Source organism: Pseudomonas sp. R45(2017), assembly GCF_002112305.1.
Classification (GTDB): Bacteria; Pseudomonadota; Gammaproteobacteria; order Pseudomonadales; family Pseudomonadaceae; genus Aquipseudomonas; species Aquipseudomonas paraglycinae.
Map to the genome: position 1 here is coordinate 157,533 of NZ_NEHH01000012.1, position 17,166 is coordinate 174,698.

At 61.7% G+C, this 17,166-nt stretch carries 19 protein-coding genes; 5 read left to right on the top strand and 14 right to left on the bottom strand.

Annotation, left to right across the window (positions count from 1 at the left end):
* Nucleotides 1-40 precede the first annotated feature (40 nt).
* From CAF74_RS25510 to CAF74_RS25550, 9 genes are all read right to left on the bottom strand, one after another.
* Entirely contained in the window at nucleotides 41-805 is a 765-nt protein-coding gene (locus tag CAF74_RS25510; RefSeq protein WP_039771333.1) for an ABC transporter ATP-binding protein, read from the bottom strand.
* Nucleotides 806-818: 13 nt separating this feature from the next.
* On the bottom strand, nucleotides 819-1,937 hold the full coding sequence (locus CAF74_RS25515; RefSeq protein ID WP_085748172.1) for a succinylglutamate desuccinylase/aspartoacylase family protein: 1,119 nt from the start codon (nucleotides 1,935-1,937) through the stop codon (nucleotides 819-821).
* A 12-nt stretch (nucleotides 1,938-1,949) separates the two neighbouring features.
* On the bottom strand, nucleotides 1,950-2,660 hold the full coding sequence (locus tag CAF74_RS25520) for an ABC transporter permease (RefSeq protein ID WP_011332767.1): 711 nt from the start codon (nucleotides 2,658-2,660) through the stop codon (nucleotides 1,950-1,952).
* Nucleotides 2,657-3,385 (bottom strand): ABC transporter permease, encoded by a 729-nt coding sequence (locus tag CAF74_RS25525; RefSeq protein ID WP_007955000.1) that lies wholly within the window; start codon nucleotides 3,383-3,385, stop codon nucleotides 2,657-2,659. Before CAF74_RS25525 ends, CAF74_RS25520 begins: the two co-directional genes overlap by 4 nt.
* A gap of 56 nt (nucleotides 3,386-3,441) precedes the next feature.
* On the bottom strand, nucleotides 3,442-4,224 hold the full coding sequence (locus CAF74_RS25530; RefSeq protein ID WP_011332769.1) for a transporter substrate-binding domain-containing protein: 783 nt from the start codon (nucleotides 4,222-4,224) through the stop codon (nucleotides 3,442-3,444).
* Between the two features lie 357 nt (nucleotides 4,225-4,581).
* Nucleotides 4,582-6,270 (bottom strand): ATP-dependent DNA ligase, encoded by a 1,689-nt coding sequence (locus tag CAF74_RS25535; RefSeq protein WP_085748173.1) that lies wholly within the window; start codon nucleotides 6,268-6,270, stop codon nucleotides 4,582-4,584.
* Nucleotides 6,267-7,301, bottom strand: a complete 1,035-nt coding sequence (locus CAF74_RS25540) for a ligase-associated DNA damage response exonuclease (RefSeq protein ID WP_085748174.1) — start codon at nucleotides 7,299-7,301, stop codon at nucleotides 6,267-6,269. Before CAF74_RS25540 ends, CAF74_RS25535 begins: the two co-directional genes overlap by 4 nt.
* A 621-nt stretch (nucleotides 7,302-7,922) precedes the next feature.
* Nucleotides 7,923-10,373: a penicillin acylase family protein gene (locus CAF74_RS25545; RefSeq protein ID WP_085748175.1), complete on the bottom strand. Its 2,451-nt coding sequence runs from the start codon at nucleotides 10,371-10,373 to the stop codon at nucleotides 7,923-7,925.
* Between the two features lie 144 nt (nucleotides 10,374-10,517).
* A complete protein-coding gene (locus CAF74_RS25550; protein WP_085748176.1) occupies nucleotides 10,518-11,162 on the bottom strand; it encodes a glutathione binding-like protein in 645 nt (214 codons plus the stop codon).
* A 147-nt stretch (nucleotides 11,163-11,309) separates the two neighbouring features.
* Between CAF74_RS25550 and CAF74_RS25555 the strand changes: the two genes are divergently transcribed.
* Nucleotides 11,310-11,867, top strand: a complete 558-nt coding sequence (locus tag CAF74_RS25555) for a cysteine hydrolase family protein (protein ID WP_085748177.1) — start codon at nucleotides 11,310-11,312, stop codon at nucleotides 11,865-11,867.
* A 149-nt stretch (nucleotides 11,868-12,016) separates the two neighbouring features.
* Here CAF74_RS25555 and CAF74_RS25560 read toward each other — a convergent pair whose 3' ends face one another.
* The 4 genes from CAF74_RS25560 to CAF74_RS25575 are packed head-to-tail and all read right to left on the bottom strand — an operon-like array spanning nucleotide 12,017 to nucleotide 13,724.
* Nucleotides 12,017-12,223 (bottom strand): SEC-C metal-binding domain-containing protein, encoded by a 207-nt coding sequence (locus CAF74_RS25560; protein ID WP_007955014.1) that lies wholly within the window; start codon nucleotides 12,221-12,223, stop codon nucleotides 12,017-12,019.
* Nucleotides 12,224-12,228: 5 nt separating this feature from the next.
* On the bottom strand, nucleotides 12,229-12,714 hold the full coding sequence (locus CAF74_RS25565) for an LEA type 2 family protein (RefSeq protein WP_085748178.1): 486 nt from the start codon (nucleotides 12,712-12,714) through the stop codon (nucleotides 12,229-12,231).
* Nucleotides 12,715-12,745: 31 nt separating this feature from the next.
* Nucleotides 12,746-13,222 (bottom strand): YchJ family protein, encoded by a 477-nt coding sequence (locus CAF74_RS25570; RefSeq protein ID WP_064382925.1) that lies wholly within the window; start codon nucleotides 13,220-13,222, stop codon nucleotides 12,746-12,748.
* Between the two features lie 4 nt (nucleotides 13,223-13,226).
* Nucleotides 13,227-13,724, bottom strand: coding sequence for a DUF6231 family protein (locus CAF74_RS25575; RefSeq protein WP_011332778.1), 498 nt, complete (start codon nucleotides 13,722-13,724; stop codon nucleotides 13,227-13,229).
* A gap of 199 nt (nucleotides 13,725-13,923) precedes the next feature.
* Between CAF74_RS25575 and CAF74_RS25580 the strand changes: the two genes are divergently transcribed.
* From CAF74_RS25580 to CAF74_RS25595, 4 genes are all read left to right on the top strand, one after another.
* A complete protein-coding gene (locus CAF74_RS25580; RefSeq protein WP_011332779.1) occupies nucleotides 13,924-14,619 on the top strand; it encodes an OmpA family protein in 696 nt (231 codons plus the stop codon).
* A gap of 89 nt (nucleotides 14,620-14,708) precedes the next feature.
* Nucleotides 14,709-15,431 carry an OmpA family protein gene (locus CAF74_RS25585; RefSeq protein WP_085748179.1) on the top strand — a complete coding sequence of 241 codons (723 nt, stop codon included), beginning with the start codon at nucleotides 14,709-14,711 and terminating at the stop codon, nucleotides 15,429-15,431.
* A 162-nt stretch (nucleotides 15,432-15,593) separates the two neighbouring features.
* Nucleotides 15,594-15,872 carry a DUF1145 domain-containing protein gene (locus tag CAF74_RS25590; protein ID WP_085748180.1) on the top strand — a complete coding sequence of 93 codons (279 nt, stop codon included), beginning with the start codon at nucleotides 15,594-15,596 and terminating at the stop codon, nucleotides 15,870-15,872.
* Entirely contained in the window at nucleotides 15,865-16,623 is a 759-nt protein-coding gene (locus CAF74_RS25595; protein ID WP_085748181.1) for a collagen pro alpha-chain precursor, read from the top strand. The genes CAF74_RS25590 and CAF74_RS25595 overlap by 8 nt, the downstream gene beginning before the upstream one ends.
* A gap of 78 nt (nucleotides 16,624-16,701) precedes the next feature.
* Here CAF74_RS25595 and CAF74_RS25600 read toward each other — a convergent pair whose 3' ends face one another.
* Nucleotides 16,702-17,166, bottom strand: a complete 465-nt coding sequence (locus CAF74_RS25600) for a CopD family protein (RefSeq protein WP_064382929.1) — start codon at nucleotides 17,164-17,166, stop codon at nucleotides 16,702-16,704.

Genomic DNA, 17,166 nt, shown 5'->3' on the forward strand with positions numbered 1-17,166 from the left:
AAGGTGTTCCTTCAATGACCGCGCCGGCCGGGCAATAGTTTTACTTGAGATTGCCGCTGAGGAATTGCTTCAGGCGTTCGCTTTTCGGATTGCCCAGCACTTCTTCGGGTGCGCCTTCTTCTTCCACCAGTCCCTGATGCAGGAACAGCACCTGGCTCGAGACCTTGCGCGCAAAGCTCATTTCATGGGTGACCATGATCATGGTCCGGCCTTCTTCGGCCAGGCCCTGAATCACCTTGAGCACTTCGCCGACCAGTTCCGGGTCCAGCGCCGAAGTCGGTTCGTCGAACAGCATGACTTCCGGCTCCATGGCCAAGGCCCGGGCAATCGCCACCCGTTGCTGCTGGCCGCCGGAAAGGAATGCCGGGTATTGATCCGCCACTCGCGCCGGCAAACCGACCTTTTCCAGATAACGCCGGGCGCGGTCGTCGGCTTCCTGTTTGCTGCAGCCCAGCACCCGGCGCGGGGCCATGGTGATGTTTTCCAGCACGGTCATGTGGCTCCACAGGTTGAAGTGCTGAAATACCATAGCCAGGCGGGTGCGCAGGCGTTGCAGTTCATCGGCGTCGGCCACGTGCATGCCGTGGCGGTCTGTGACCATGCGGATCGCCTGGCCGTCGAGGCTCATCGCGCCGTCGTTGGGTTGTTCGAGAAAGTTGATGCAGCGCAAAAAGGTGCTTTTACCCGAGCCGCTGGCGCCGATCAGGCTGATCACGTCGCCGGTCCTGGCCTTGAGCGAGACGCCTTTGAGCACCTGATGGTCGCCATAGCTTTTGTGCAGGCCTTCAACGGTCAATTTGTACATGGGACAGGCATCCTCAAGGCGAAAGTAGATAGCCGCTGCGATAGGCTTCGGCGCCCGCGACGTGGGCGATCACCATCCCGGCAGTGGCCATGCGCCGCAGCGAGCGGGCATAGAGCAGACCGGAAGCGGTGCAATGGACTGGCGTGACCCGGTCGCTGATCGGGTCGATGATTTCGGCGATTTTCTGCCCGGCTTCCAGCCACTGGCCGGGTGTGGCGCTGTACACCAGCAGCCCGCCGACGGGAGTGGCCACCGGTTCCACGCCGGCCAGCGGTGTGGCGGGATGCGGCAGGGCCGGCAAGGCTTTGGGCTCGCCGACGATGGCGCCGCAATGAATCAGGTAATCGATCAGCGCCTGGCAGTCACGACTGGCCAGCGGATGGGTGACATCCCCCTGACCGCGCAACTCGACGGTGACCGAAAAGCTGCCGAGCGGAATCTCGAAGTGTTCGCCGAAGCGCTCCTTCAATTGCCACCACAGCAGGGTGAAGCACTCGTCGAACGACTGTCCGCCGGAGTCGGTGGCCAGCAGGCTCGCCTGGGATTCGATATAGCGCGCCAGCGGCTCGACCTGCGGCCAGGCCTCGGGCGTGGTGTAAAGGTGAACCACGGATTCGAAATCGCAATGCAGGTCGAGCACCATGTCCGCATCACAGGCCAGCCGTTGCAGGGTCAGGCGCTGGGATTGCAGCTGAGTCGTGGCGGTGTGGCGGGCGAGGGCGTTGCGCAGGCTCGAACGGATCAGCTCGAGGTTGCGCTGCGGGTCGTCGCACAGCTGCGCTTCGATTTCGTTGCCGATTTCCTCGCTGAGGTCGACGAACCAGCGGTTGAAATTCTGCCCGCTCTCCAGCTCGTAGCGGCCCAGCGGCACATCCATCAGTACCTGTTCGAGGCCGACCGGGTTGGCCACCGGCACCAGCACGATTTCGCTGCGCAGGCGCCCGGCGGCTTCCAGCTCCGCCAGACGCTGCTTGAGGTGCCAGGCCACGAGCATGCCGGGCAGTTCGTCGGCGTGCAGCGAGGACTGGATGTAAATCTTGCCCTGGGCCTTGTCCGGGCCGAAGTGGAAGCTGTGAATCTGTCGTGCGGTCCCCGGCAGCGGGGCCAGCAGGTCGTGTATCTGATGACGCATCTCTAAAGGGTCCTAGTGGGTCGGGCCGAGGAACGCCAGCCATCGGCGTTCTGCAAGGCGGAACAGGCCGACCAGCGCAAAGGTGATGGTCAGGTAGATCAGCGCGGCGATGCCGAACGACTGAAAGGTCAGGAAGGTCGCCGAGTTGGCGTCCCGCGCGACTTTCAGGATGTCGGGGATGGTCGCGGTGAAGGCCACGGTGGTCGAATGCAGCATCAGGATCACTTCGTTGCTGTAATACGGCAACGAACGGCGCAGCGCCGACGGCATGATCACGTAGGCATAAAGCTTCCAGCCGGTCAGGCCGTAGGCCTTCGCTGCTTCGACTTCGCCGTGGTTCATGCTGCGGATCGCCCCGGCGAAAATCTCCGTGGTGTAGGCGCAGGTGTTGAGGGCGAAGGCCAGGATCGTGCAGTTCATCGCATCGCGAAAGAAACTGTCGAGCAGCGGTTGCGCGCGCACGGCGGCCAGGCTGTAAATCCCGGTGTAGCAGATCAGCAACTGGATATAGAGCGGCGTGCCACGGAACAGGTAGGTGTAGAACTGCACCGGCCAGCGAATGTAGAAGTGCGGCGAGACCCGAGCGATCGACAGCGGAATCGACACGATGAAACCGAAGAAGATCGAGGCGCTGAGCAGCCACATCGTCATCGCAAGGCCAGTGATGTTCTGACCGTCGGTATAAAGGAAGGCTTTCCAGTATTCCTGCAGGAGTTCGATCATCGTACGGCCTCCCGGGCACCGGCGGCGTAGCGGCGTTCGAGCCAGCGCAGGATGATGTTCGAGGCACTGGTGATCAACAGGTAAATCAAAGCGGCGAGCACCAGGAAGTAAAACAGTTGATAGGTGCTCTTGCCGGCGTCCTGCGCGGCCTTGACCAGATCGGCCAGGCCGATGATCGAAACCAGCGCGGTGGCCTTGAGCATCACCATCCAGTTGTTGCCGATGCCCGGCAGGGCGAAGCGCATCATTTGCGGGAACACCACGAAACGAAAGCGCTGACCGCGCTTGAGGCCATAGGCGGTGGCGGCTTCGACCTGACCGCGCGGCACGGCGAGAATCGCCCCGCGAAAGGTTTCAGTGAAGTACGCGCCATAAATGAAGCCCAGGGTCAGGACCCCGGCGCTGAACGGGTCGATCTCGATGTATTCCCATTCCAGGTAATCGGTGAGCGTCGTCAGCCAGGTTTGCAGGCTGTAGAAGATCAGCAGCATCAGCACCAGGTCCGGCACCCCGCGAATCAGCGTGGTGTAGAGCTGGGCGGGCAGGCGCAGCAGTTTGACTTTTGAAAGCTTGGCACTGGCGCCGAGCAGGCCGAGCAACACGGCCACCAGCAGCGACAACGCCGACAATTTGATGGTCATCCAGGTGCCTTCCAACAGCAAAGGGCCAAAACCCTTGAGGCTGAAGGCGGAGAGCCCCAGATTTTGTAAGAGGTTTTCGAACATAAATCAGCAACCTGACTGAATGAAAAAGGCGCCCATCGAGGATGGGCGCCGGGGCATTATTTGCCGCTGTACAGATTCAGATCGCCAAAGTGTTTCTTTTGAATCTCGGCGTATTTGCCATCATCGTGTAACGCTTTGATACCTTTATCCAAAAGCGCTTTCAGCTCGGTGTTACCTTTCTTAATACCGACAGCGGTCTTGGCTGGCAGCAAGTGGTTGTCGACCGGCTTGCTGACTTCATAATCAGCGCCTTGCGGCGACTTCAGAAAGCCCAGTTCGGCCTGCAGCATGTCCTGAATGCCCGCATCGAGACGGCCGGAAGTCAGGTCGGAATACACCTGGTCCTGATTCTGATAGGCCTGGGTTTTCACGCCGGCCTTGTCTAGTACGGCTTTGGCATAGGCTTCCTGGATGGTGCCTTGCTCGTAACCGACGGTTTTGCCTTTCAGGGAGGCGACGTCGTCAGTGATGCCCGAACCTTTTTTCGACACGTAGGCCGTCGGGCCGGAGAACAGCTCGCTGGAGAAGTCGATGACTTTTTCGCGGGCTTCGGTAACGGTCATCGACGAGATCACACCGTCGAATTTATTGGCCTTGAGGCCCGGAATCATACCGTCGAAGTCACTTTCGACCCATTTGCACTTGACCTTCAGCTCGGCGCAGATCGCGTTGCCCAGATCGATGTCGAAGCCAACCAGGCTGCCGTCTGCCGCTTTCGACTCGAACGGTGCGTAGGAAGGGTCAACGCCAAACCGCAGTTCTTTGTATTCCTTGGCCAGCGCGGAGCCAGCGGCCATGCACAACGCCAGTGCAGAAAGGGTCAGCAATGCTTTTTTCATTATTCAATCCCTAAGAACCAATTTGAGCGCTTGTGGCGCGGAATGATTGTTACTGGAGCGCTTACGACTTATAGAAAGTAGCAATTTCCGAACCAGAGTCCCGAACAAGTGTTTTAAAAGGTGCAGGAAGTGCATGCCGGGGCCGGTCGGTGCACGAAAACGGGCGCGGGAAAACAGTTGCACTGTTTATGGGCGTGATTGAGGTGATCGTTCCCACGTCGAGGCGTCGAACCGTCCGCGTGGGAATGCAGCCCGGGACGCTCCGCGTCCCAAAGCGGACGCAGAGCGTCCATTGAGGCATTCCCACGCAGAGCGTGGGAACGATCGGGGTGAGGGGGGAGTATCGTTGGGAAGGAGTCAGACCAACAGGTTTTGCAAGGTCGCCAGGCTGTCGGCCTCGTCCACGGTCTTGTCCTGGCGCCAGCGCAGCATGCGCGGGAAGCGCACGGCGATGCCGCTCTTGTGCCGGCGGGAGAGGGCGATGCCTTCGAAGCCCAGTTCGAATACCAGGCTCGGCTTCACGCTGCTGACCGGGCCGAATTTTTCCACCGTGGTCTTGCGCACGATGCTGTCGACCTCGCGCATTTCCGCATCGGTCAGCCCTGAATAGGCCTTGGCGAATGGCACCAGTGACCTTGCACTGGATCCCGGCGGGCCGTCCCACACCGCAAAAGTGTAATCGCTGTAGAGGCTGGCGCGCCGGCCATGTCCGCGCTGGGCGTAGATCAACACCGCGTCGACGCTGAACGGGTCGACCTTCCATTTCCACCACACGCCCATGTCCTTGGTGCGGCCAACGCCGTACATCGCGTCGCGAGCCTTGAGCATCATGCCTTCGACCCCCAGGCGCCTGGAGGCCTCGCGCTGGCGGGCGAGGTCGAACCAGTCGTCACCCGTCAGAATCGGCGAAGGCAGCAGTACCGGGTTGTTGCAGTGGGCGATAACTTGTTCCAGTTGTTCACGACGCCTGGCCTGAGGCTGGTTGCGCCAGTCTTCGCCCTGCCATTCGAGCAGATCGTAGGCGAGTACCACCACCGGCGCGTCTTCAAGGATTTTCCGGTCCAGTGACTTGCGGCCAATCCGTTGCTGTAACAGCGCGAATGGTTGCACCGCCGGGGCTTTCGTCGACTGTGGGTCGAAAGCGTCTTCGGTGATCGGGCGGTTGTTCTTCCACACCACAATCTCGCCGTCGATCACCGTGCCGTCGGGTAAACCGTGCAGCAGCGTGTCGAATTCGGGAAAACGCTCGGTGACCAATTCCTCGCCGCGCGACCAGACCCACAGTTTCCCGTCACGCTTGACCACCTGTGCGCGAATGCCGTCCCACTTCCATTCCACCTGCCAGTTGCTCGGCGGCCCGAGCAGGGCCTCGAAGGTTTCTACCGGTTGCGCCAGCGCGTGGGCGAGGAAAAACGGGTAGGGCTGGCCGCCGCGCTGGGCGTGCTCGTCGCTGGATTCGGGGGCGATCAGTTTCAGGTAAGCGGCGGCGTTCGGCCGGTTGGACAGGTCGGTGTAACCCACCAGCCGTTGCGCCACGCGTTTGCTGTCGAGCCCGGCCATGGAAGCCAGGGCGCGGGTCACCAGCAATTTGGACACGCCGACCCGGAAGCTGCCGGTGATCAGTTTGATGCACAGCATCAAGCTTGGCCGATCCAGTTGCGCCCACAGTGCGGGCAACTGATGGGCGAGGTATTCCGGGGTTTCACCGCGCAGGGGCAACAGTTTGTCTTCGATCCATTCGGCGAGCCCGGCCTCGGAGGTGTGCGGGTGTTCCGGCAGCACCAGCGAAATGGTTTCCGCCAGATCGCCGACCGCTTGATAACTTTCCTCGAACAGCCACGGGGCCAGGCCGGACACCTCGACCGCGAGATCGCGCAGGATCCGCACCGGCACCAGTTGCCGAGGCCGCCCGCCGGACAAAAAGTACACCGCCCACGCGGCATCCTGCGGTTGCGCCTGGGCGAAGTAGGTTTGCATGGCCGCCAGTTTGGCGTTGCTCGAGGTGGTGGCGTCGAGTTCGGCGTACAACCCGGCGAAGTCTTTCATGGTTGCACCTCGGCAACGACGGGCGTGGCGGTAGATAGCTCTTCTTCATCGTCACCGTATTCGGTGTTGAAACCTTGTGCGTCCAGACCCTGCTCGCGCAGATGGCGCACCAGCACGCCAATCGAGCCGTGGGTGACCATCACCCGTTCGGCTCCTGTCTGTTCGATGGCCCACAACAGGCCGGGCCAGTCGGCGTGATCCGAGAGCACGAAACCGCGATCGACCCCGCGCCGCCGGCGGGTGCCGCGCAGGCGCATCCAGCCGCTGGCGAAGCTGTCGCTGTAATCGCCGAACCGGCGCATCCAACTGCTGCCGCCGGCCGACGGCGGGGCGATGACCAGCGCCTGACGCATCATCGGGTCATTCTTTTTCACGTCACCGGCGTAGATGGTTGGCGGCAGGTAGACGCCGGCCTCGCGGTACACGCGGTTCAGCGGCTCGACCGCCCCGTGGCTGAGGATCGGCCCGAGGGTTTCATCGATGCCGTGCAGAATCCGCTGGGCCTTGCCGAACGAATAGCAAAACAGCACGCTGGCCTTGCCGGCTTCGATGTTGGCCTGCCACCACTGATTGATCTCGGCGAACACCTGCGCCTGCGGCTGCCAGCGGTAGATCGGCAGGCCGAAGGTCGATTCGGTAATGAAGGTGTGGCAGCGCACCGGTTCGAAAGGGGCGCAGGTGCCGTCGGGTTCGATCTTGTAGTCGCCGGACGCGACCCAGACTTCGCCGCCGTATTCCAGCCGCACCTGGGCCGAGCCGAGCACATGGCCGGCGGGATGAAAACTCAGGGTGACCCCGTGATGGGTCAGGCGCTGGCCGTAGTCGAGGGTTTGCAGATTGATGTCCTGACCCAGACGCGCGCGCAGAATCCCTTCGCCGGCGCTGGCGGCCAGGTAATGCTGGTTGCCGCCACGGGCATGGTCGCCATGGGCATGGGTGATCACCGAGCGCTCGACGGGCCGCCACGGGTCAATGTAGAAATCCCCGGCGGGGCAGTAGAGGCCTTCGGGGCGGGCGATAACAAGGTCCATGGCGTTACCGGAATGGAGGGACTTGTTAGCTATGAGGTTGGCGCGAAGTCAGAAGTTCTATTGATTTTCAAAAGCACCCTCACCCCAGCCCTCTCCCGAAGGGAGAGGGAGCCTACGGAGGTGTTTGGCGAGGTACATCGACCTGTGAGATCGCGTCGATTATGGATCTTTCAAGCAGCAATACGAATCTGGATTCGGTGCAGCAAGTTCAGGTCGGCGAACCTCTTGAATATCCCCCGATCAGTCCTCTCTCCCGGAGGGAGAGGGAGCCTACGGAGGTGTTTGGCGAGGTACATCGACCTGTGAGATCGCGTCGATTATGGATCTTTCAAGCAGCAATACGAATCTGGATTCGGTGCAGCAAGTTCAGGTCGGCGAACCTCTTGAATATCCCCCGATCAGTCCTCTCTCCCGGAGGGAGAGGGAGCCTACGGAGGTGTTTGGCGAGGTACATCGACCTGTGAGATCGCGTCGATTATGGATCTTTCAAGCAGCAATACGAATCTGGATTCGGTGCAGCAAGTTCAGGTCGGCGAACTTCTTGAACATCCCCCGATCAGTCCCCTCTCCCTAAGGGAGAGGGTTAGGGTGAGGGGGCTTTTGATCTTTTGGGGAGTAGGCCTATTTCCCAGGGGTTAGGGTCAATCGCGTCTTGCCATAAACCCGGTCAAAGTTCTGCGGCTGCATCGGCAAGCCGATGTACTGGCCCTTGAGCCACGGATCGATGCCGTTCAGGTAGTTCGGGCTCACCGGATTCCCGGACTGCCCCGTCCCGTTCTGCCCCATCAACGGTTCGCTCTGACCAAAGTCGACAATGAAACGCATCGACGGCGCACGCGTGGTGTTGAAGTCCTGGCCCCAGGCAAACGCTGCGGTGTTGAGTGTGGTGTGGTCACCGCCCGCTGCGGTTGGCCCGCGAACGGTCTGGCCGTTGGCATTTTTCCACTCATAGCGGTGCAGTTTGCCCCACTGCCAGGCCCGGCGGTCGCCGCCCAACTGGCTGTCGCCGGCGGTGATCGCTGCCGCCAGACTGCGGGCGAGGATCGCCGGTTTGTCTTCTTTTTGCGGGGTGCGGGCGTCGTCCCAGAACGGACTGTCTTCGCGGCCCAACAGGTGATCGGCCTGGGCGGCGTAGGACAGATCGCCGTTGGCGATAAACGCTTTCCACGCCGGGCTGTTTTGCGGGCCGAGTTCGTCGAGGAAGATCTGCTTCATGCTTTCCTGCAGGAACAGCTCGTAGATTGCCGCGTCGGCGGAGGTCGGGCTGAGCTTGCCGTCGAAGGCCATCAAGCGGGTATAGGCTTCGCGGGCCTTGGTGCGCTCGACTTCCGGCAGGCCGTCGATCGCCTGTTTCAGCGGCTGCGCCATGCCCGGTGCTTCAAACATTTTCTTCAGTTTGGCGGCGAAGGTGGTGGTCTGGTCGTACTGCATGGCAATCACGCTGCGACTGTCATGCTTGCCGCTGCCGGCCAGTTCGGACAGGCGCTCGCCACGTTCCGGCGCCGCCCAGGAATTGGACAGTTGCATGCCGTAGCCGTGAGGAATGACCCGCTGGTTGGCGGTGCCGAGCCAGCCCTGGGCCGGATCCTGATCGTACGGGTGCAGCATCGGGTCGGCGTAACCGTCCCAGTCGTAACGACCTTCCCAGCCCGGCGACGGCAGCAGGCCCTCGCCTTCGCGGCGGTTGGGGAAGCGCCCGGTAACTTGCCAGCCGATGTTGCTGGCGTCAGCAAACACCAGGTTCAGCGCGATGGCGCGGATTTCCCGGCTGGCGTCCGAGGCGCGTTCCACGTTCTGGGCGCGGCTCAGATCGAAAAACGCATCGAGGGATTTGTCATCGGTGAAGCTCGGCGTCTGCAAGGCCAGGCCGAAGCCTGCGCTCTGAGCAGCGGCCTGGGCGCTGTTGAGCAGCGCGCCATGGCGGGTTTCGTACACGGCTTCGCGAATCGGCCGCTGGCCTTTGACGAAGTAGGTTTCGTTGCGCACGGCGACCGGTTGCCATTTGCCGTTGACCTCGTAGGACAACGTGCTGCCCTGACGGCGGATTTTTTCCAGAAACAGGTCCTGGTTATCGCCAAGCACGCTGGTCAGGCTCCACGCCACCTTGCCGTTGAAACCGCCGAGCACCATCGGCAGACCGGCCACGGTCACGCCGGCGGCCTGGTATTTCGGCGCGCGGATCTGCACGAAACTCCACAGCGATGGCGCCGCCAGCGGGCCATGGCTGTCGCTGGCCAAGAGGCTCTTGCCGCTGCGGCTGCGTTGCGGGGCGATGGCCCAGTTGTTCGACGACTGAGTGCCCAGCAAGTTAATGGCGGCCAGTTGTTCGCTGGCGTTGCTCAGTTCCGTCAGCCCCGGAATCTGCCCGTTGAGCTTGATGCCTTGCAGCTTGTCGGCTTCGGCCAGCGGCAGGTTTTCGTCGGGAGCGGACGGGGTCAGCCACGCCAGTTTGTCGTTGGTCACAGTCTGCGCCAGCACCAGCGAGGCGATTTCTTCCGGCAGGTTGGCCGACTGGCTGAAGTTCAGCAGACAGAAGATCAACGCCGAATCTTCCGGTTTCCAGTATTCAGGCTTGTAGCCGCTGGAAGCCAGATCTCCCGGCAGTTTGTCGGCGTAGCGGAACAGGTAGGCGTTGACGCCCCGGGCATAGACCTCGAAGAAGCGCTTGAGCCGTGGCGACGAAGCCTTGTACAGCTCGCCGGCGCTTTTCTTCAGGTTGACGGCGCGCATGTAGCGGTCGGCGTCGAGCATCGACGAACCGGACATTTCCGCCAGACGGCCCTGAGCCAGCAGGCGCAGGGTGACCATCTGATTGATCCGGTCGCTGGCGTGCACGTAACCGAGGGCGAACAGTGCGTCGTGGAAGCTGTTGCTTTCGATCAGCGGCATGCCCATGGCATTGCGGCGTACCGAAACGTTCTGCGCCAGGCCCTTGAGCGGCTGCACACCGGAGGTGGGCGGGAGGGTGTCCTGGGCGTTCCAGGTCTGACAACCGGTCAGGCTCAGAACACCGGCCACTGCTGCGGCAACGCCGAACCGGGGAAGAAAATGTGAAAGGGCTGGCGAGGCCATGGCAAAGCTCCTGCGGGGGTGTAGAGGCTGGGGGCGCAATAAAGCCGCTACGTTAGTGAGCAGGAGGGGGCCGCGCAAGCGGGGCGAGCGGTTATTTCTTCCCGTTGATCGTTCCCGCGCACGGGAACGATCAGGCCGGGTGACTCAAGCCTTCGGCGGATTGATCTTCTGCACCAGCGCGTAGGCCTTCACGGTCGCCGGGCGATCCTTGATGTGGTTGAACCAGCGTTGCACGTTCGGGAAGTCTTCCAGGTTCTGGCTCTGCCACTTGTGGGAGACGATCCACGGGTAGATCGCCATGTCGGCGATGCTGTATTCGGCGCCGGCAACGAACTCGTTGTTGGCCAGTTGCTTGTCCAGCACTCCGTACAGGCGCGCGGTTTCATCGATGTAGCGCTTGATCGCGTAGGGTATTTTTTCCGGCGCGAACTGGCTGAAATGATGGTTCTGCCCGGCCATCGGCCCCAGCCCGCCCATTTGCCAGAACAGCCATTGCAGCGCCACCTGGCGGCCACGCAGATCCTTGGGCAGGAACTTGCCGGTCTTTTCCGCGAGGTACAGCAGGATCGCCCCGGACTCGAAAAGCGACAACGGTTCGCCACCGTCAGCCGGTTCATGATCGACGATCGCGGGGATGCGGTTGTTCGGGGCGATTTTCAGAAAGTGCGGCTGGAACTGCTCGCCCTGGCTGATGTTGATCGGGTGCACGTCGTAGCGCAGGCCCGCTTCTTCGAGGAACAGGGAAATCTTGTGGCCGTTGGGCGTGGTCCAGTAATACAGGTCGATCATGGAAAGCTCCAAATCAGAAAAATGGCTTACGTGCGGACAGCAAACGCCGGCTTCAGGTTGTCCTGTGTGCGTTCGATAGCTTGCTTAGTTACAGGAGGTGATGCTCAAGTACGGGAAATTCAATGACCCCGCATGAGAAAAATCGCCATGGAGCTCAAGGCCAACGCTGCACTGATCATCATCGACCAGCAAAAGGGCATTCTGGAACCGCGTCTGGGGCGGCGGAATAATCCGTCGGCCGAGGAGCGGATTCTTGATTTGCTGGGCTTCTGGCGACACAGCGGGCGGCCGGTGATCCACGTGCAGCACCTGTCGCGCTCGCCGGATTCGGTGTTCTGGCCCGAGCAGTCAGGCGTGGATTTTCAGGAAAGGTTTTCGCCGCAGGACGGCGAGTGGCTGATCCAGAAGCAGGTACCGGATGCGTTTTGTGCCACAGGGCTTGAGGCGAAGTTGCGTGAGTCGGCGATCGGGCAGTTGATCATTGTCGGCGTGGCGACGAACAACTCGGTGGAATCCACGGCACGCACGGCGGGCAATCTGGGGTTCGAGGCGTGGGTGGCGGAGGATGCGTGCTTTACCTTCGACAAGGCCGATTATTTCGGCACCTTGCGTTCAGCTGAAGAGGTGCATGCGATGTCGCTGGGGAATCTGCACGGGGAGTATGCGACGGTGGTCGGCACCGGGCACATTCTGGCGGCAGGCTGAAAAAGCTTCCGGTGAATGGGCCGGCCCCTTCGCGAGCAAGCCCGCTCCCACCTTTGCCTGCATTCCGTCAGAAGGAATACGGTCGAATGTGGGAGCGGGCTTGCTCGCGAAAGCGGTGTCTCAGGCGAAGTAGGCTTTCGCCCGAAACATCAAGCGCCGTGGCACTTCTTGAATTTCTTGCCGTTGCCGCATGGGCAAGGGTCGTTGCGGCCAACGTCTTTCAGGGCGTTGCGCACGGGTTCCTGGTGGGCGTGGCCGCAGTTCGGGCCGTGGACATGGCCATGGTCGTGATCATGGTGGTGATGGTCATGATCGTGGTTGCAGTCTGGGCCATGGACATGAGGTTGCTGGGTCATCGGGGTCACTCCGTAATCAAATCGGCGGGGATTATCACGCCATTGCGCGCCAGGTGCACGTAGTGAGCGATGAATAAACCGGTTTCCATCTCGCCCTCCAGTCGATAGGGAATCTGCTGGTGCGGGTTTTTCAGCATTTTCACCACCTCTTTCACCTTCGGCCACAGGTTGGTACGGATCGGTACGTTGTAAAACGCGCTGCTTTTGGGGTTCACCGTGATCCAGTGCTCGTGCTCGCCTTCGGCCAGCAGCATGTCGGCGAGATGTATGCGGTATTCCAGGCCACGCACGGTCAGGTCGCTATCGTTGGGGTTGTCGATGCGAAAGTGCAGGATGAATTTCTGTTCCAGCAATTTGGCGCGCACGACTTCGACTTTCACCAGGTGCACGGCGGGGTCGCGGGAATCGTCGGTAAACCATGACGCGCAGCCGCCAAGCCCGAGAAACACGAACAGTGTGAAAGCCTGAAATGCGCGCCAATGACCGAGCATGGTTTAACTCCCTTTGCTGCCCAGTCTAGCCTCAGCTGCCGAAATACCCCGCACAGCATTTCTTGAACTTCTGGCCGCTGGCGCACGGGCAGGCGTCGTTGCGGCCCAGCTTCAGTTGCACGGTCGGGTCGATGAAGTACCAGCGCCCGCTGTTCTGCACGAACGACGAGCGCTCGCGGTGGCTGTGCTCGCCCTGACCGTCATGCCAGCGCGCGGTGAAGGTGACGAACGCGTGTTCCGGCTGGCCACCGAGCACTTCCGAACTTTCCACGTCCAGACCGAGCCAGGTGCTCTGGGCGCTCCAGTCGCTGATCGACTGGCGATCCAGCCCCGCTTGCTGAGCGGGCAGGGTGGTCGCCACCAGATAATCGATCAGGCCCAGCACATAGGCGCTGTAGCGCGAGCGCATCAGGGCTTCGGCGCACGGGGCCGGGTGGCCGGCGTGATAGTGACCGCAGCAGGCATCCAGCAGGTTGCCGCTGCCGCAAGGGCAAATGGCTGTACTCATTGCATTACCACCAGTATTTCCCGAAGTTTTCCGGATTGGCCCAGAATCGCGAGTTGAGCCAGTCGGGGACTTGTTTGTAGTCAAGCAGATCGTAGGTGAACAGGGTCAATACCTGCTCATCCCGGGCGAAGCGTTCGCTGGCTTGCAGGGCCAGGGAATAAAAATCGGTTTCCTGCCAGCCGCTGGCCGGCAGGTCTGCCAGCACGGCGATGCGGCTGGCGTTGAGGTTGCGGATCCCGCCCAACAGATTCAGGCCGTCGCGCTTGGGCAAATGTTCCAGGCAGTCGACTACCAGCGCCAGGTCGAAACGGCGGGCCGCCAGTTCCGCCGGCAACGCACCGGGCGCGGCGTGCGCGACGCAGGTGTCCGGGTGCGCTTCCTTAAAGGCAGCCAGCGCCGGGAACTCGCTGGCGCCGATCAGCAGCAGACGTGCCGGAGCGTAGCGGTCGAGCAGGGCGGCCAATGCCTGCTGCGGCGTGCGGGAAGAAATGGCGACGTTCATCGAAGCTCCTCAATCAGAGCGCCAAGACTAGCCTGCCCGGACGCCAAGGCCTAGATCTCTGTCCTGCGGGTTTGCGGCAAATTCGTCGAAGTCCCGTGAACAGGCGCACAAACAGCAATGGCCTATTGCTGGCGGAGATTAAAACTCCGGTCTTTACTCCCTGAATCGGTTCTAAGCCGATCCCTCAGGAGAAAACTAGATGAGCATAGTTCGGACAGCATTACCCTTGGTTCTGCTAACCAGTGTGTTGACTGGTTGCGCAGGTTTGCAGAAAACCGACTGGCCGACCTGTGCGGCAGTCGGTGGTGTCGTCGGTGCGGGGCTCGGTGCGACCGAAAGCTCCGCATGGGCGGGGTATGGCGCGTTACTCGTCGGCGGTACGGCAGCAGCCTATTGCTGGGTTCACGGTGATGGCGATGAAGACGGCGATGGTGTGCCGGACAGTCGCGACAAGTGCCCGGGCACGCCTAAAGGCGTACAGGTCGATGCTGACGGCTGCCCTCCACCAGCCCCTGCACCAGTGGTCGAAGAAGCTGTAGTGGTCAAGGAAGAAACCATTGTCATCCGCGATGTTCACTTCCAGTTCGACAAGGCCACGCTGACCCCGGCCGACAAACTGGTCCTGGATAAGGTCGCTTCGCGCCTGAAACAGGAATCCAGCACGGCACAACTGACCGTGACCGGCCACACCGACAGCGTCGGCAGCGATGCCTACAACCAGAAACTGTCGGATCGCCGCGCGCACTCGGTGGTCAAGTACCTGGTCGAGAGCGGTGTACCGCAAAGCAGCTTCGTGTCGGTGACCGGTGCCGGTGAAAGCCAGCCGGTGGCAGACAACAAAACTGCTGACGGTCGTGCGCTGAACCGTCGTACCGAAATCAAAATCAACCGCTAGCCCCCTCGCATCCGCGGCTTGTGCAGTCGCGGATGCGGGTCTTTACTCCTGTGTAACCGGTATGGGCCGGTGACACAGGAGCTTTAACGATGAGTGTTCTTACAAGGTCCGTCTTGCCGGTTCTGCTGCTGGGCAGCCTGTTGACCGGTTGCGCCACCCACAGCGATGGCACCGCTCCCCTCAATCAACGTACCTGGCCGATCTGCAGCCTTATTGGCGGACTGGTCGGCGGCGGTCTCGGCGCGCTCGAAAGTGGCGGCTGGGCCGGCGGTGGCGCTGCGCTGGGGATCCTCACCGGCGGATTGATCTGCTATGCCCAGGATGGCGATGAAGACAACGACGGCGTGTTCGATCGCCGCGACCGTTGCCCCGATACCCCGGCCAATACCCCGGTCGACCACCGCGGCTGTCCGCTGCCGCAATACCCGGTTACCGAGAAACCCGCCGAACCGGCCCCGCAAACTGAAGTCATCACCCTTAACGATGCCGGCAACGTGCTGTTCGATTTCGACAAGTCCGATCTGAAACCGGCCGCGAAAAGCCAGCTGGACACATTGATGGACAAACTGCGCAATGCCGACGTGGTGAGCATCAAGGTCATCGGCCACACCGACAGCAAGGGTTCGGATGCCTACAACCAGGCGCTTTCGGAACGTCGCGCCAGCAGCGTGGCGGAGTATTTGCTGAGTCAGGGCCTGGCGCCGAACAAACTCACCAGTGAAGGGCGCGGCGAGAGTGAACCGGTCGCCGATAACAACACGGACGAGGGGCGTGCGCAGAACCGTCGGGTGGAACTGCACATCAATCGTTAGGATGAGTCTGTAGTCCGCGGGCTAGAGCTGTCGGTCGATGATCATCGTCGAACCGGCAGCCATCCGGCGGTGGATCGGTTTTTTTCATTTTTCCCTCTGGCTTATCCCCTGCAGAAGCCGTTACTGTGCGCCCAAAGAATAATTCGCAACACGGGGGAGCGTATGAAGGTGTTCTGTGGGCTGGGGCGATTGTTGACCCTGCTGTTCTGCTGCGTGGTGCTGGCCAATCAGCTGGTGCCGTTTGTTCATCCGCTGCACCTGCTGGTCAATCTGGCCGGCGGTCTGCTGCTGTCGATCCACGTGCTCGAAGTGCTGCTGTGCAACCGCAGCCTCAAGGGTCGTCCGCACCCTTGGCGTGATCGTGGCCGCATCCTGTTGTTCGGCGTTTTCCACCTGCAAACCATCCCGGCCCCGGCCGCTCCGGAGGCTTCCCATGCGTAATCTCTGCCTGCTTGCTGCATTCATCAGTCCCCTGGCCTGCGCCCAGGTGGTCAGCGTCGAAACCAACTCGCTGATGCGTCTGCCCAACACTGCCAGCACTCTGCAACTGGAGAAACTGGTGGTCGCCGATTACGGCACTTTGCTGATTCCTTCGAACGTGACCGAGCTGAGTGTCGGCGAATTGCAACTGGGCCATGAAGCGCGCATCGCCATCGTGCCGAGCGAACAGGCGCTGGATATGAAAGTCATCCGCGCTCAACTTGCCGAAGGCAGCCAGATCACCGCCCGTGGTGCACCGGGCACCTACGAAAAAGCCGCCCGCGCCGGGCGCAATCTGAATCTGCAATTCAAGGCGTTGAATGCGCCGAAGCTGGTGGTCGATGCCCGTGGCGGCACCGGTGCGCCGGGTTTTGTCGGGCTCGATGGCGCCAACGGTCAGGAGCCGGGTTGCACCTGGGGCCAGGCGGGACACGGTTTTGATGGCAGCAACGGCAGCGATGGCCAGCCGGGTGCACCGGGCGCGCTGGTGCGTCTTGAAGTGCCGCGCGAGTTTCCGGCCGAGCTGATCAAAGTTGAAGTTGCCGGCGGTGCCGGTGGCCCGGCCGGTCCTGGCGGCAAGCCGGGGGCGGGTGGCAAGTCCAAGGGCTGCCTGGTCTATCGCGCCGACGGCGGCAAGAGCGGCAAGCCGGGGGCCGACGGGCAGCCGGGGCCTGCGGGTGCGGCGGGGTCTGTCACCGTACAGCGCTTGTAATCGATTGCACCTACCCTCTACGTTGATCGTTCCCACGCAGAGCGTGGGAACGATCAGGTATCAGTCAGGGTGCGCTCGTCAGAACGAGGGCCGCGCAGCTGCCACCGCCACCAGCACCACCCCGACCAGCAGATTGAACCCCACCACCTTGCGAATCCGCCCCAGCACCGCCGCACCCGCCGGCCAGTCCTTCGCCTGCACCGCCGTGCGCAGCTCAGGCAGCATCAATGCCTGAATCCGGATGAACAGCGCGGTCATCACCACATACAACCCCATCATCACCTGCACATAGCGCGGCGCGTTATCGAAGGCGATGTGTTGCAGATGCAGCATGCCCACCCCGGTGACCGGCAGCAGAATCACCGCTCCCCACACCCAACGAAAAAAACCTTGAAACACTTCCACCCAGAGCGTCAGGCGCCCGGGGCCGTCCAGTGCCTTCATGGCCGCGGGGCGCAGCACCATCCAGGCGAAAAACATACCGCCGACCCACACCAGCGCGGCCAGTACATGGATGGGGTAAACGAGGCTAAAAGGTGTCAT